General features: G+C 68.5%; 9 protein-coding genes. 5 read left to right on the plus strand and 4 right to left on the minus strand.

Annotated elements, in window-relative coordinates; all coding sequences use genetic code 11:
• Positions 1-114 precede the first annotated feature (114 nt).
• Positions 115-1,581, minus strand: coding sequence for a GTPase (locus tag ACFPPA_RS15830; RefSeq protein WP_377321625.1), 1,467 nt, complete (start codon positions 1,579-1,581; stop codon positions 115-117).
• 119 nt (positions 1,582-1,700) lie between these two features.
• Between ACFPPA_RS15830 and ACFPPA_RS15835 the strand changes: the two genes are divergently transcribed.
• A complete protein-coding gene (locus ACFPPA_RS15835) occupies positions 1,701-5,294 on the plus strand; it encodes a hybrid sensor histidine kinase/response regulator (protein WP_377321627.1) in 3,594 nt (1,197 codons plus the stop codon).
• Positions 5,295-5,492: 198 nt separating this feature from the next.
• A complete protein-coding gene (locus tag ACFPPA_RS15840) occupies positions 5,493-9,059 on the plus strand; it encodes a hybrid sensor histidine kinase/response regulator (RefSeq protein WP_377321628.1) in 3,567 nt (1,188 codons plus the stop codon).
• A gap of 1 nt (position 9,060) precedes the next feature.
• On the opposite strand, the gene ACFPPA_RS15845 is transcribed toward ACFPPA_RS15840, so the two are convergent.
• Together ACFPPA_RS15845 and ACFPPA_RS15850 are read right to left on the minus strand one after the other, a co-directional pair.
• On the minus strand, positions 9,061-9,483 hold the full coding sequence (locus tag ACFPPA_RS15845; protein ID WP_377321630.1) for a DNA polymerase III subunit chi: 423 nt from the start codon (positions 9,481-9,483) through the stop codon (positions 9,061-9,063).
• Between the two features lie 274 nt (positions 9,484-9,757).
• Complete coding sequence (locus ACFPPA_RS15850; RefSeq protein WP_377321632.1) at positions 9,758-11,248, minus strand: leucyl aminopeptidase; 1,491 nt, start codon at positions 11,246-11,248, stop codon at positions 9,758-9,760.
• Positions 11,249-11,347: 99 nt separating this feature from the next.
• Here ACFPPA_RS15850 and lptF point away from each other — a divergent pair, with 99 nt between their 5' ends.
• The 3 genes from lptF to ltaE all read left to right on the plus strand — a co-directional run bounded on the left by lptF (position 11,348) and on the right by ltaE (position 14,663).
• On the plus strand, positions 11,348-12,463 hold the full coding sequence (gene lptF / locus ACFPPA_RS15855) for an LPS export ABC transporter permease LptF (protein ID WP_377321634.1): 1,116 nt from the start codon (positions 11,348-11,350) through the stop codon (positions 12,461-12,463).
• Positions 12,460-13,566 (plus strand): LPS export ABC transporter permease LptG, encoded by a 1,107-nt coding sequence (gene lptG, locus ACFPPA_RS15860; RefSeq protein WP_377321636.1) that lies wholly within the window; start codon positions 12,460-12,462, stop codon positions 13,564-13,566. Before lptF ends, lptG begins: the two co-directional genes overlap by 4 nt.
• A gap of 77 nt (positions 13,567-13,643) precedes the next feature.
• The gene (gene ltaE, locus ACFPPA_RS15865; protein ID WP_377321638.1) at positions 13,644-14,663 is read left to right on the plus strand and encodes a low-specificity L-threonine aldolase; all 1,020 of its coding nucleotides are present in this window, start codon (positions 13,644-13,646) and stop codon (positions 14,661-14,663) included.
• On the opposite strand, the gene ACFPPA_RS15870 is transcribed toward ltaE, so the two are convergent.
• A complete protein-coding gene (locus tag ACFPPA_RS15870; RefSeq protein WP_377321640.1) occupies positions 14,660-15,577 on the minus strand; it encodes a glutaminase in 918 nt (305 codons plus the stop codon). The genes ltaE and ACFPPA_RS15870 overlap by 4 nt on opposite strands.
• Positions 15,578-15,582: the final 5 nt, after the last annotated feature.

The following is a 15,582-nucleotide window of genomic DNA, read 5'->3' on the forward strand; positions in this document are numbered from 1 at the left end:
CACCAAAGCTCCCTCTCCCCGTCGGGGAGAGGGTTGGGGTGAGGGGCGGGTGTTCGCGAGGTCGGTGGTATTTGGTCGGCGCGGCCGGTGCGACCAGTCGCAAACACAAACGACTCACTCCATACCGTCGCGCTCGCGCACCGCCTCCATCGTCAACGACGCCAACTGCCGCAACCGCCCACTCCCCGCATCCGCGAGCAACTCCTTCAGCCGCGCCCCCGCATCATCCTGATCCAGCGTATGCCGCTCGGCCAGCGAAGCGGCCAGCGCGCGGCCCATCGAATCGAAGATCAGCGCGTAGGCGAACGCGTGCAGCACGCCGCCGCCCAGCGTGCCCAGTCCGGGAAACGCCTTCAACGCGTTGCCGGCCACGGCGAGGACGATCGAGCTGCCGGTGCGCAGGGTGAGGCGGGCCTGCAGCACGAAATCCTCGATCTGCACGTCGCTGACCTTGACCCCGTAGAGTTCCGCCAGCGCGCGGACCAGGCCGGTCGCGAGCACGCCCTGGATCACCAGGTCGCTGCCCGGCGCGACCGCGGCCAGCGCGCCGACGATGGCGCGGCGGGCGTACTTGCGCACGATGCGCTGGGCTTCCTCGGCGCGGGTCTGCGCTTCGAGCGTGCCGGTGCGTTGATGCAGGCCGGCGAGGACGGCGTGCTCGCGCAGGTTTTCCAGACCCTCGGCGCCCGGGGCGGTGAGCCTGGCCAGTGCCTGCAGCAGCGGCTCGATCGCCGGCTTGCGCTGGCGTTCGACCGATTCGGTGCTGCCGTCCGCGAGCAGGCGCTGGTAACGCTCGCTGCCGCCGGCGCTGATCGCCAGCACGGCGCTGGCGATGCCGCGCGATTGCCGGCGCAGCTGGCCGAGCAGTTGATCGCGCTCGACCGCATTCCACTGGTCGGCCTTGTTGAGTACCAGCAGCAGCGGCTTGCCGAAGTCGGCGAGCCAGCGCAGTTCGTCGGCCTGGCCGCGAGTGAGGTCGCCGGCGCACAGATAGATCACCGCATGTGCGCGCAGCGCTTCCTCGCGCGCCAGCGTTTCGCGGGCTTCGCCGCCGCTCTCGCGGCTGCCGGGCACGTCCGCCAGCACCAGGTTGCGGCCATCGTGGAGCACGCCGTCGTAATGACCGACCTCGCGGGTGGTGCCGCCACGCACGTCGCTGGCGAGCTGGGCGTGCGGCGCCAATGCGCGGATCAGGCTGGACTTGCCGGTGGAGATTTCGCCGAACAGCGCGACGTAGACGCGGGCGCTGAGTCGGCGCCGATCGAGCTCGCCCAGTTCCGCGGCGAGTGCACCGGTATCGGCGCCGTGCTCGCGCAACTGGCCGATGCGCTGCTCCAGGCTGCCGCGATCGGGTACCGGCATCGGCCGGCGCCTGCGGCGCGGCCGCAGCAGCCACCACATCACGCTGAGGCCCATCGCGGCGAAGATCAGCAGCAGTCCGCCGAGCGTCCACTGCAGCCACGGCGGCAGGGTCAGGAAGCGCTGCGTCAGCGCCAGTGCGCGTTCGGCCGCGGCGAACAGCAGCCACAGCAGGGCGGCCATGGCTAGCGCGGTGAACAGCAATCGCAGGCGTCGGGACATGCGCGCATTGTAGTGTGCTGTTTCATCCGGCATGGAGGCACGTGGCCGGCATGGTCCGTGCGTTCGCGGTATGACGCCGGTTTTGGCATGATGCCTGTCGGGGTCTCGGGGGGCTGTGCATGCTGGCGTCGTTCGTGCTGAATGCTGTGCTGACGATCGCTTCATCGAAGGTCATGATGAGCGGCGTGGCGGCGTCGAAGGCATCGGTCGATGCGTCGAGCGTGGTGGCGACATCGCCGTTGACGCCCCAGTTCCGCCGTTTCGGCATCGCCGACGGACTCCCCGGCGGGCCGGTCTACACCGTGGCGCAGGACAACCACGGACTGATGTGGTTTGGTTCGGCCGGCGGCCTGATCCGCTATGACGGCATCGACTTCAAGGTCTTCCGGCACGTCGTGGACGACCCGCAGTCGTTGCCGTTCAATGCGATCTACACCCTGCTGGTCGATCGCGACAACCGGATATGGGTCGGCGGCATAGCCGGCGGGCTGGCGCGCTACGATCCGTCGACCGGCCATTTCCGGCATTGGGAGCACGACGACGGTCGTCCGGCCAGCCTTTCCGACAACGAGGTCTGGAATATCGCGCAGACCGCCGACGGCACGGTATGGGTCGCGACCCAGGCCGGCCTCGACCGGATGCGTCCGGACGGCAGCGGGTTCGATCATGTGCCGCTGCAGGTCGAGGGCACACCTGCCGCCGCGTTCGGCCCGGTCAGGGCGTTGCTGGCCGAGCCGGACGGACGGCTGTGGATCGGGGCGCAGAGCGGACTGTACCTGCGCCGGGCCAACGGTACCCAGCTGCGCGTGCCGGTGGATCCCGCGTATCACGGCGACCTGCACAAGATATGGGCGCTCGAAGGCGGCAGCGGCGAGGTCCGCGTCGCACTCGACGGCGGACTGCTGGTGATCGGAACCGACGGCGTGGCGCGGCCGCTGCCCAGGCCGTTGCTGGCGTCGGCGCGCATCCTCAGCAGCGCCCGCGATCGGCAGGGACGGCTTTGGATCGGGGAGGCCAGCGGGCTGGTGCTCGATGCGGGTGCGGGACGGCTGCAGCCGGTCCACAGTCACCCGCTGCTGCCGGGAGGGTTGCCCGGCAGCAAGATCTGGCACACCGCGATCGATCGCGAGGGTGGACTGTGGATCACCTTCGAGGAGTCCAGCATCGCCTACCTGCCACCGGGCTGGGACGGCTTCACGCGCTTCTCCCACATCCCGGATGATCCCGGCAGCCTGTCCAGCATCACGGGGGCGACGATCCGGCTCAGTCACGACGGCGGTCTGTGGGTGGGCGGCGATGACGGCTGGGTCGACAAGCTCGATGTGCGGACCGGTCACGTGCAGCATGTGATCGCGGGCATCGGCGGACAGGTGGTCGAGCTGGCGGAAGATACCCGCGGTCGTCTGTGGATTGCCGTTCCGGGCGGACTGCGGCTGTTCGATCACGGCAAGCTCCGATCGATCGACATTGCCCGTGCGCACCTGAGTCGCCCGGTGTTGCTGACTGCCGCCGACGACGGCAAGGTGTACGTGGCGTCCTGGGGCGAAGGCATCTTCGTGATCGATCCGGACACGCTGGCGATCACGCCCGTGCCGATCGAAGGCGCCAGCACCAATGACAACCTGCTGCTGCCGGCCCAGTTCGGTATGCGCGCCGGCAAGCTCTGGTATGCCAGCGCCGCGGGCCTGATGCGGCTGGACCCGCGCAGCGGCAAGCTCGTGTTCGTGCCCGGTATACCTCCGGCCGAAATCCGCGCGTTCGATTTCGATGCCGACGGGGTCTGGGTGGCCACCGCGCAATTGCTCGAACATTATCGCTATGCCGATGGCCGCGCCACGCGGGATGACGTTGTCGACATCGGCCACGCCCGGCTGGCTTCCGACCTGATGGCCATGCGCGTCGACAAGCAGGGTGGGCTGTGGCTGTTCGCCAATCCGGGTCTGTGGCGACTCGACAAGTCCACCCATCGGCTCACCTCGTTCGGCCCCGAGCAGGGGCTTTCCAATACCGAGTTCGGCGCCGGGATATCCGAGATGGCAGCGGACGGGACGATCTTCGCTCCCGACAACGCCGGCGTGGTGGCGTTTCAGCCGAGTCATTTGCGGCAACCCGAGGAAGACCATCCGCTGCTGCCACCCTCACCGCTGACCCTGACAAACATCAGCATCCGACGGGGTGGCAACGAGCAGATCCTCGCGCCGGACGAACGGACCGTGCAGCTCGGCTGGCGCGATCGCGACCTCAGGGTGGATGCGCGGCTCGCCTCGTACGTCAATCCGGCGACCAACCATTACCGCTATCGCCTGACCGGCTTCGACAGCGGCTGGGTGGATACCGGCAGTCGTGGCGAGCGCGAATTCGCCGGCCTCGGTGCGGGCAGCTATCGACTGGATGTGGAGGCGGCCGGCCCGAACGGGCAATGGTCGCACCTGCCGCGGCCCTTGCTGATCCAGGTGCAGGCGCCGCCGTGGACGCGCTGGTGGGCGTGGCTGGGGTATGTGCTGCTGACCTTGGCCCTCGTCGGCCTGGTCCTGCTGGCCTGGCGTCGGCGACTGGCGCAACGCCATCGCATGCAGCTGGTCGAGCAGCAGCGGCAGATGGCCGAGGCGGCGAGTGCGGCGAAGACGCAGTTCCTGGCCACGCTGAGCCACGAGATCCGCACCCCGATGACCGGGGTGATGGGGATGGCCGAGCTGCTGCTGAGCACGCCGCTGAATCCGCAGCAGCACGACTACACCCAGGCCATGCAGCGTTCCGGCGGGATGCTGCTGAAACTGCTCAACGACGCGCTGGACCTGGCCCGGATCGAGGCGGGCCGGCTGGAGCTGGAGCTGGCACCGTTCGATCCGCGGCAACTGCTCGAGGACGTGGCGCAACTGGAGCAGGGACTGGCGCATGCCAAGGGCATCCGCTTCGTGCTGGAGCAGGCCGACGACCTGCCGGCACGGCTGATCGGCGACGCGGTACGGATCAAGCAGGTGCTGCTGAACCTGGCCAACAACGCGCTGAAGTTCACCGAGCACGGCCACGTGAGCCTACGCGCGCAGCGCAGCGTGGACGGCCTGGAGTTCAGCGTCAGCGACACCGGCCCGGGCATTCCGGAGGCGAGCCAGGCACGATTGTTCCAGCGCTTCGAGCAGGCCGACGGCCCGCAGCGGCGCGCCGGCAGCGGACTGGGTCTGGCGATCTGCCGCGAACTGGTGGACATGATGGGCGGCAGCATCGAGCTGGTCTCGCGGCTGGGCTACGGCAGCACGTTCCGGGTGCGCCTGCCGCTGGCCGAGCCGGTCGAGGTGCAAGCGATGCCGGCGGGCCCGGTGGCCAGCGGCAGCTACCGGCTGCTGCTGGTGGAGGACGACGGCATCGTGGCGGCGGTGATCCGCGGCCTGCTGGAACGCGAAGGCCACACGGTGGTGCATGTGCTGAACGGGCTGGCGGCACTGGCCGAGCTGGCGCATGCGAACTTCGATGCGGTGCTGCTGGATCTGGACTTGCCCGGGGTGGACGGGTTCCAGATCGCGCGGCTGATCCGCCAGCGCGAAGCGGCCGGCGAGCATCTGCCGACCGTGGCGGTGACCGCGCGCTCGGGCAGCGAGGACGAGGCGCGGGCCCGCGCGGCGGGCATGGACGGCTTCCTGCGCAAGCCGCTCAGTGGCGAGCAACTGGCCCGCGCGCTGGCACAGATCGTGGGTACCGCATCGACGCCGGCCTGAGTGGCGCGCGCTGGCTGGCGCAGGCATGACGCCGACCGGCGGGATGGATCCCGGGACCGTCCGCTCGCGCCGGCAGGGGGGATTTGGCATCATCGGGGTCACGGGACCGCCGCCGGCATGTGCCTGGTCCGCTGGATCATCGATCCATCACGGCCTGGTGCAGGCAGTCATCGACGGCCCGCAGGGGAGCACGATTTGATGCTTTCAGCTGTATTGCTGGGAATGACCCTGGGCCTGGGCGCGCCCGCCGGGGGTGCGCCCGTTCCGCTGCCCGTGGTGACGGCGTCGCCCTTCAGCCGGCTGCCGACCCCGCAATTCCGTCGCTACGGCATCGCCGACGGCTTGCCCAGCAGCGCCGTCTATGCGGTCGTGCAGGATCGCGATGGAGCCATGTGGTTCGCCACCAAGGGGGGCATCGCGCGCTACGACGGCGTCGACTTCACGGTCTTTCGCCATGTCGCCAACGATCCCGACTCGCTGTACGACAACGGCATCGCCTCGTTGCTGTTCGATCGCGACGGCCGGCTCTGGGCCGGTGGGCTGGAGGCGGGGCTGAATCGTTACGACGCGGCCAGCGGCAAGTTCCTGCACTGGCAGCACGATCCGCACGACCCGTCCAGCCTGAGCAGCGACAAGGTCTGGACGATCGCGCAGGATGTCGACGGCAGCCTCCTGGTCGGCACGGTTCACGGGCTGGATCGGCTGCTGCCGGACGGCCATGGTTTCGCCCATGTGGCCAATCCGCTGCTGGGACCGGACCCTGCCGCGTTCGGCCTGGTCGCGGCGCTGTACGTGGATGCGCAACGGCAGTTGTGGATCGGCAGTAGCCGCGGCCTGTTCCGCCGCGACGCCGACGGGCACATGCACAAGGTGTCGCAACTGGACAGCAGCGTACCGATCGACGCCTGGCATATCGACGGCGAGGGTGACGAGGTACGCATCGCCAGCACACGCGGTTTGTTGCTGGTCGGCAAGGACGATATCGCGCGGCCGTTCGGGGTCGGCGTGATCCCGTCCGGCAATGTGCTGAGCAGCGTGCGCGACGCGGCCGGACGCCTGTGGGTCGGCGCCCAGCAGGGTCTGTTCCTGCAACGCTCGCCGGGTGGACCGATGATGCCGGTGACCGATCAGCCCGTGCTGCGCGGGGATCTGCCGGGCACCTGGGTGTGGTCGATGCTGGTCGACCATGAGGGCGGGCTGTGGGTGGGCCTGCTGGATGGCGGCGTGGCGTACCTGGCGCCGGGCTGGAACGACACCAGCCGGTTCACTCACATTCCCGACGATCCGGCCAGCCTGCGCGATTCGATCGTCACCGCGATGGCGCGCGGTCACGATGGCCGGGTCTGGGTCGGCGAACGTGGCGGTCGGGTCGACAAGCTCGATCCGCTGACCGGCAAGGTCGAGCACGTGTTGTCCGGCCTGGGCGGCGACGTGCTGGGAATGACCCAGGACGCGCGCGACCGCTTGTGGATTGCGGTACGCGGCGGCCTCTATCGCTATGAACGGGGCAAGCCATCGGTGCGGGTCGATCCGGGCCACCGCTGGTTGAAGCATCCGCTGGAGGTGGAGCTGGGGCCGGATGACCGGATGTATGCGCGCACCTTCGGCGAGGGCCTGTTCCGGGTCGACCAGGAAACGCTGGCGGTCAGTCGGGTGCCGATGGAGCAAACCAACCAGCGGGTGTTGTGGGGCAGCCAGCTGACCCTGCATGACGGCAGCTTCTGGTACGCCAGCGATGGCGGCATGCTGCGGCTGGACACGCAGCATGATCGCTTCGAGGCGATCGCCGGGGTATCCAACGATCGCGCCGTGAATGCGTTCGATTTCACCGCCCACGGCTTGTGGATGGTGCGCCCCGACGGGCTGGAGCATTACCACTACCACGGCGATGGTCTGCTGCTCGACCGCACTGTCGGTGCGGCGCAGGGCTGGCCGTCGATCAACGTCGTCGATATGCGGGTGGATGCGCGGCAGCGGGTGTGGTTGCTGGGGCACGACGGCCTGTGGTGCTTCGATCCCGTGCGGGGCCGGTTCCGTTCGTTCGGACTGCAGGATGGCCTGGCCAATGGTGAGTTTTCCCGCGGCTTCGCCTTGATGCCCGACGGCAACATGTACGCGCCCACGCTGGGCGGGGTGGTGGGTTTCGATCCCGACCGGATTCGCGAGCGCAGCGGAAGGCCGCCGCTGGCGATCACCCGGGTCAGCGTGCGTCGCCACGGCAAGCTGCAGCCTTTGCCGGCCGGCCAGACGTCGATCGAACTGGGCTGGCGGGAGCGCGGCTTCGACGTCACGGCGCGGCTGTTTTCCTACGTGGATCCGGCCGCGAATCGTTATCGCTTCAAGCTGCGGGGCTTCGACACCAGTTGGGTGGATGCCGGCAATCATGGCGAGCGCGAGTTCGCCGGCCTCGGTGCGGGCAGCTATCGGCTGGACGTGGAGGCGGCCGGCCCGAACGGGCAATGGTCGCACCTGCCGCGGCCCTTGCTGATCCAGGTGCAGGCGCCGCCATGGGCGCGCTGGTGGGCGTGGCTGGGCTATGTGCTGCTGACCGTGGCCTTCGTCGGCCTGATCCTGCAGGGCTGGCGTCGGCGACTGGCGCGGCAGCACCACATGCAGCTGGTCGAGCAGCAGCGGCAGATGGCCGAGGCGGCGAGTGCGGCGAAGACGCAGTTCCTGGCCACGCTGAGCCACGAGATCCGCACCCCGATGACCGGGGTGATGGGGATGGCCGAGCTGCTGCTGAGCACACCGCTGAATCCGCAGCAGCACGACTACACCCAGGCCATGCAGCGTTCCGGCGGGATGCTGCTGAAACTACTCAACGACGCGCTGGACCTGGCCCGGATCGAGGCGGGCCGGCTGGAGCTGGAGCTGGCACCGTTCGATCCGCGGCAACTGCTCGAGGACGTGGCGCAACTGGAGCAGGGACTGGCGCATGCCAAGGGCATCCGCTTCGTGCTGGAGCAGGCCGACGACCTGCCGGCGCGGCTGATCGGCGATGCGGTACGGATCAAGCAGGTGCTGCTGAACCTGGCCAACAACGCGCTGAAGTTCACCGAGCACGGCCACGTGAGCCTACGCGCGCAGCGCAGCGTGGACGGCCTGGAGTTCAGCGTCAGCGACACCGGCCCGGGCATTCCGGAGGCGAGCCAGGCACGATTGTTCCAGCGCTTCGAGCAGGCCGACGGCCCGCAGCGGCGCGCCGGCAGCGGACTGGGTCTGGCGATCTGCCGCGAACTGGTGGACATGATGGGCGGCAGCATCGAGCTGGTCTCGCGGCTGGGCTACGGCAGCACGTTCCGGGTGCGCCTGCCGCTGGCCGAGCCGGTCGAGGTGCAAGCGATGCCGGCGGGCCCGGTGGCCAGCGGCAGCTACCGGCTGCTGCTGGTGGAGGACGACGGCATCGTGGCGGCGGTGATCCGCGGCCTGCTGGAACGCGAAGGCCACACGGTGGTGCATGTGCTGAACGGGCTGGCGGCACTGGCCGAGCTGGCGCATGCGAACTTCGATGCGGTGCTGCTGGATCTGGACTTGCCCGGGGTGGACGGGTTCCAGATCGCGCGGCTGATCCGCCAGCGCGAAGCGGCCGGCGAGCATCTGCCGACCGTGGCGGTGACCGCGCGCTCGGGCAGCGAGGACGAGGCGCGGGCCCGCGCGGCGGGCATGGACGGCTTCCTGCGCAAGCCGCTCAGTGGCGAGCAACTGGCCAGCGTGCTGGCGCGGATCGTGGGCACGGCGGCACCGGCCACGGCCGATCCGGCCTGAACTACATGTCGTTCTTGTGCAGCTCGAAGCCCAGCCGCTGGTATTCGCGCCAGCGCACGCGCGAACCGTCGCGCTCGGCCGGGTCGGCTGCCACCACTTCCAGCACGCGCTGGTAACGGCCACCAGGGCAGGTCTCGCGCAGGTTGATCAGCAAGGGACGCTCCTCGGTGTCGACACCGGGCGGCACGATCAGCACGGCGGTGTCCGCGTCGTCGTCGTCACCGGCCAGCTGATGCGGAATCATCGCGTCGTCGTCGAACGCCCACAGCAGCTCGTCCAGCGCGTGGGCCTGTTCGTGATCGCGGGTCAGGATCAGCGTCGGCTGCTGCGCCGCGAACGCCTTCTTCGCCAGTTCGCAGACCAGCAGCAGGGGCTGCTCGCGAAAGCGCGGCTTGTCGATCAGGTAGAAGTCGGCTCGGGGCATAGGGCGAGGAACGAGTGGAGAGGAGTGAGAAAAGAGTGAGAAACGAGTGTAACGGCACGATGCCGACTATTTTCTCACTCCTCCGCACTCACCGCTGGTTCAAAGGGGTTGCTCGCGAAAGCGCAGCTTGTCGATCAGGTAGAAGTCGACTCGGGGCATAGGGCGAGGAACGAGTGGAGAGGAGTGAGAAAAGAGTGAGAAACGAGAGGAGGAGCGGGAGTGATGCAAGTTGGCGGCAGATACCTGCTCCTGCTCACTCCTCACTCCTCTTCACTCACTTCTCGCTCTGATCGAGTAGCCACTGCGCCAGCAAGGCCACCGGGCGACCGGTGGCCAGGCCCTTGCGGCCCTCGTCCCAGCCGGTGCCGGCGATGTCCAGGTGGGCCCAGCGCTGGCCGTCGGTGAAGCGCGACAGGAAGCAGGCGGCGGTGATCGCGCCGGCGCTCTTGCCGCCGATGTTGGCCACGTCGGCAAAGCCGGAGTCGAGCTGGGCCTGGTAGTCGTCCCACAGCGGCAGACGCCAGGCGCGGTCGAGGGTTTCCTCACCGGCGGCCAGCAGCTCGGCGGCGAGGTCGTCGTGCTTGCTCATCAGGCCGGTGGCATGCTTGCCCAGCGCGATCACGCAGGCGCCGGTGAGCGTGGCCGTGTCGATCATCGCCTTCGGCTGGAAGGTCTGGGCGGTCCAGGTCAGTGCATCGCACAGGATCAGCCGGCCTTCGGCGTCGGTGTTCAACACCTCGATGGTCAGGCCGGACAGGCTGGTCAACACGTCGCCCGGACGGTAGCTGTCGCCGTCGGGCATGTTCTCGACGGACGGCACCACGCAGACCAGGTTGAGCTCGAGGCCCATCTTCGCGACGGCGACGAATGCACCGAGCACGCCGGCCGCGCCGCCCATGTCGAACTTCATCTCCTCCATGCCGGCACCGGGCTTCAGGCTGATGCCGCCGGAATCGAAGGTGACTCCCTTGCCGACGAACGCATACGGCTTGTCGCCGGTCTTGCCGCCGTTGTACTCGAGCACCACCAGCTTGGGCTTGTTGACCGAACCGCGGGCAACCGCCAGCAGCGAGCCGAAGCCGAGTTTTTCCATCTCGACATGATCGAGCACACGGCAGCTGACCTTGTCCTGGGTGTCGGCGAAGCTCTGCGCCTGGCTCGCGATGTAGGCCGGATTGCAGATGTTCGGCGGCAGGTTCGCCAACTCGCGGGCGAATTGCACGCCCTCGGCGATCGCGCGGGCCTGGTCGAGGCCGGCCTGGCTGTCGTCGCCGGCGACGAAGGTGATCGCGGCCAGTTCCGGCTGCTTGCTCTTGTCGCGCGGCTTGAACGTGGCGGTATAGCGGTAGCTGGCATGGTCGCTGGCCAGCGCCGCGATACGCACGCGCCAGGCGCTGTCGCGACCCGGCACATCCACTTCGGTCAGATGGGACACCGCGTCGGCGACGGGCAGGCGGCCGAGCGCGCGGGCCGCTTCGAGGCAGACTTTCTGGAAGCGTGCGCCATCGAACGATTTCTGCGCGCCCAGGCCCATCACCAGCACGCGCCTGGCCGTGATGCCGGCCGGTGCGAACAGCAGCGTGCTGCTGCCGGCCTTGCCGCTGATGTCGCCGCTCTCGACCTGGCGCTTGATCAGCCCGTCGGTAGCGCTGTCGACCCGCGCGGCGGCACTGGTCAATACGCCCTGTTCGTACACGCCCACCACCACGCATGCGCTGTCAACGGTTTCGGGAGCGGTGGTGCCGAGGCTGAACTGGAGTGTCATCGCGATGGTTCCTGCATGGGCCCGGCGATGGCCGGACAGGCTAGACTTGTGGTTTGCCGGTCCGGATCGGGCTGGCGGGTAAGCGGACAAGTTTATCGCATGCTGAGTATCCTCGACCGCTATTTCCTGCGCGAGCTGGCGCAGACCGTGGCCGCCACCGTGGCGGTGCTGCTGGTAATCGTTGCCGGCAGTGCGTTTGCCAAGGTGCTGCAGCAGGTCGCCAACGGCAGTTTTCCACCCAGCGTGATGTTCCAGGTGCTTGGTCTGCGCACGCTCGATGGCCTGACCAACCTGATGCCGCTGGCCAGTTTCATCGGCGTGCTGATGGGCCTGGGCCGGATGTATCGCGAGAGCGAGATGCACGTGCTGGCCTCCTCGGGCATGGGCCCGCGCGGCCTGTTGCGGCCGGTATTGATCCTGGGCGCGGTACTGGTTTCGATCACGGCCGTGGTTTCGCTGTGGCTGGGGCCATGGGCGGTGCGCACCAGCGACGCGATGGTGGCCGCGGCGAACCGGTCGGTGATCGCGGCCGGACTGGATGCCGGTCGATTCACGAGCCTGCCGGGCAAGGGCGGCATCATCTTCGTCGACAGCATGAATCGCGAGGGCAACCGGCTGGGACGCACCTTCGTGGCGACCCAGCGCAGCAGCAAGGACGGTCACCCGCATCTGAAAGTGGTCAGCGCGCGCAGTGGCGAGCTGTATCAGGAAAGCGATGGCAATGGCCGCTTCATCGCGTTCAAGGATGGCTGGCAATACGACATCCCGCTGGGTGCCGACGACTGGCGGCAGATGCAGTACCAGCGCAACGACACCTCGCTGTCCAGCGTGCAGGCCGATGACGACGACGATCCGGCGCATTCGAAGGGCAGCTGGACGCTGGCCCGTTCCGACGATCCGACCGACCGGGCCGAGTTCGCCTGGCGCGCCAACGCGCCGCCGCTGACCCTGGTGCTGTTGCTGCTGGCGTTGCCGCTGTCGCGGCAGAGCCCGCGCGAGCCGAAGTACGGTCGCCTGCTGCTGGCGGTGGTCAGCTTCTATCTCTACTACCTGCTGCTGGCGCTCGGTCGTGCGCAGATCGGCAAGGGCCACTGGCACAGCGAGGCGCCGCTGTGGGCGCTGCACGCGCTGGTGCTGGCGCTGGCCGGCTGGATGCTGTGGAAGCAGTATTCGCCGCGCAGGTCGCGCAAGCCGGCGACCGGTGCCGCGGCATGAGCGCGTTCAACTTCAACATCAAGCGGGTCGACCGGCTGGTGGCGATGAGCGTGCTCGGTTCGCTGCTGATGGTCTGGCTGGTGCTGACCGGTTTCGACGCGGTGACCCAGTTCCTGCGGCAGCTCGGTCACGTCGGCAAGCACGGTTACACGCTGAGCAACGCGATGGTCTACGTGCTGGTGACGTTTCCGCGCCGCGCCTACGAGATGTTCGGCAATGCCGCGCTGATCGGCGGCCTGCTCGGCCTGGGCGGGCTGGCCGGCACCGGTGAGCTGACCGCGTTGCGCGCGGCCGGCATGTCACGCTTGCGCATCGCCGGCTCGGCGGTCGGGGTGGTCGCGGTGCTGATCGTGGGCGTGGTGATTCTCGGCGAGACCGCGGCGCCGTGGGGCGACCAGCAGGCGCAGGCGATGCAGCTGCGGATGACCTCGGGCGACCTCGGCATGGGCACCGACAGCGGGCTGTGGGCGCGCGACGGCAACGACATCATCAACGCCCGCGGTACCTCGCTCAAGCAGCGGGACGGTGTCAGCACGGTGCAGTTGAGTGACGTGCGCGTATTCAGCTTCACCGCCGACGGTCAGCTCAACCGCTTCCAGTGGGCGAAGACGGCCGAGCACGATGGTCACCAGTGGATCCTGCACGACGTGCGCAGCACCACGCTGGATGCACAGGGCACGCACAGCTCCACGATTGCCACCGAGCCGTGGCGATCGAGCCTCAATCCGCAGGTGCTGGCGCAGTCGGTGATCCTGCCGCAATACCTGTCCATGCGCGACCTGCGCCGCAACATGCGTTACCTGGAAAGCAACGGCGAGAGCCCGGGCAGCTACGCGGTGGCGTTCTGGGGGCGTGCGCTGTACCCGCTCAACGTGCTGGTGCTGGTGCTGTGCGCGATGCCGTTCGCCTTCGGGGCGTTGCGCTCGGGCGGTCTGGGCAAGCGCATGTTCATCGGCATGTTGCTGGCGATCGGCTGGTATTTCCTGCAGCAGGCGATGGTCAACTTCGGTACCGTCTACGGCCTGCCGCCGCTGCTCGCCAACCTGTTGCCGGCCACGATCCTGGCCTGCGCCGCCTGGCTGTATTTCCGCCGGCTCGCCTGAGTTCCGGCGTTCGTGCGGGGGGGGGCGGACGGCCGATCGTGGCGTCGATGTTTCGTACTACGACATGAGGAGCGGTGATGCACGTGATCGATCTGCGCAGCGACACGGTAACCCGGCCGACCGACGCGATGCGCGCGGCGATGCTGGCGGCGGACGTCGGCGACGATGTCTACGGCGAGGATCCCACCGTCAATGCGCTGCAGCAGCGGCTGGCCGACGAGCTCGGTTTCGATGCCGGGCTGTTCGTGCCCAGCGGCACCCAGTCCAACCTGCTGGCCTTGCTGGCGCATTGCGAACGTGGCGACGAATACCTGGTCGGCATGGACGCGCATACCTACAAGTTCGAGGGCGGCGGTGCGGCGGTACTCGGCTCGATCCAGCCGCAGCCGATCGTGCAGGCGGCCGACGGCAGCCTGCCGCTGGAGTGCATCGAGGCGGCGATCAAGCCGGTCGATCCGCACTTCGCGCGCACGCGCCTGCTGGCGCTGGAAAACACCTGGCATGGCCGTACGCTGCCGCTGGACTACCTGGCCGCGGCGCACGACCTGGCGCGCTCGCACGGGCTCGACCTGCATCTGGACGGCGCGCGGCTGTTCAACGCCGCGGTCGCCTGCGCGGTGCCGGCGCGCGAGATCGCGCGGCATTTCGACACGGTGTCGATCTGTCTTTCCAAGGGGCTGGGCGCGCCGGTCGGCTCGGTGCTGGTCGGCTCGCATGCGCTGATCGACAAGGCGCGCCGCTGGCGCAAGGTCGCCGGTGGCGGCTGGCGTCAGGCCGGCATCCTGGCGGCGGCGGGCCTGCATGCGCTGGACCATCATGTGGCGCGGCTGGCCGAGGATCACCGGCGTGCGGCGTACCTGGCCGGACGCCTGCGCGAGATCGCCGGCATCGACCTGCTCGGGCAGTACACCAACATGGTCTTCATCGACGTGCCGGCCGCGCGCCTGCGCGATCTGGACGTCCATCTGCGCGAGGCCGGCATCCGCATCAGCATCGGCTACCTGCCCACGCTGCGGCTGGTGACGCACCTGGACATCGACGATGACGGGATCGAGCGCACGGTGGCAGCGTTCCGCGGATTCTTTGCTGCCGGCTAGAAGATCGACAGGCCGGTCTTGCTGGTGAACCGTTCCAGCGCCTCGCTGCCGGCCAGCGAGTTGCCCTTGGCGTTGAGTCCTGGCGACCATGCCGCCACCGCCAGCCGGTTCGGGATCACCCCGACGATGCCGCCACCGACGCCGCTCTTGCCGGGAATGCCCACGTGGTAGGCGAAATCGCCGGCGGCGTCGTAGGTGCCGCAGGTCAGCATCAGCGCATTGATGCGCTTGGCCTGGTCCGGCGACAGCACCGTATCGCCGCTCCACGGGCAGCGACCCTGGTTGGCCAGGAACAGGAAGCCGCGCGCCAGGTCGACGCAGCTCATCACCAGCGAGCACTGGTAGAAATAGAAATCGAGCACCTCGTCGATCGCGTTTTCGAGGTTGCCGAAGCTGCGGATGAAATTGGCCAGCGCCGCGTTGCGGAAACCGTGCGCCTTTTCCGACAGCGCGACCTGCGGGTCGTCGTGCAATATCGGGTTGGCGCTGCAGCGGCGTATCGTGTCCAGCAAGCGGGCGCGGGGATCGTCGCGGGTGGCGAGCACCACGTCGGCGACTACCAGGGCACCGGCGTTGATGAAGGGATTGCGCGGCAGGCCGTTTTCCAGTTCCAGCTGCACCAGCGAATTGAACGCATTGCCGGAGGGCTCGCGCCCGACCCGTTGCCACAGGCGGTCACCGATGGATTGCAGGGCCAGGGTCAGCGTGTAGACCTTGGAGATGCTCTGCACCGAAAAGCCCTCGGTGGCATCGCCGGTCTGGAACAGCTGGCCGTCGAGCGTGACAACTGCCATGCCGAATTTTTCACGCGGCACGTCGGCCAGTCGCGGGATGTAGTTCGCCACCGCTCCTCGCGTCAGCAGCGGCTGCACCTCGTCGCGGATCTCGTCCAGGATGGTCTGGTAGTCGGGCATGGCCT

Source organism: Rhodanobacter ginsengisoli, from assembly GCF_042657065.1.
Lineage (GTDB): Bacteria > Pseudomonadota > Gammaproteobacteria > Xanthomonadales > Rhodanobacteraceae > Rhodanobacter > Rhodanobacter ginsengisoli.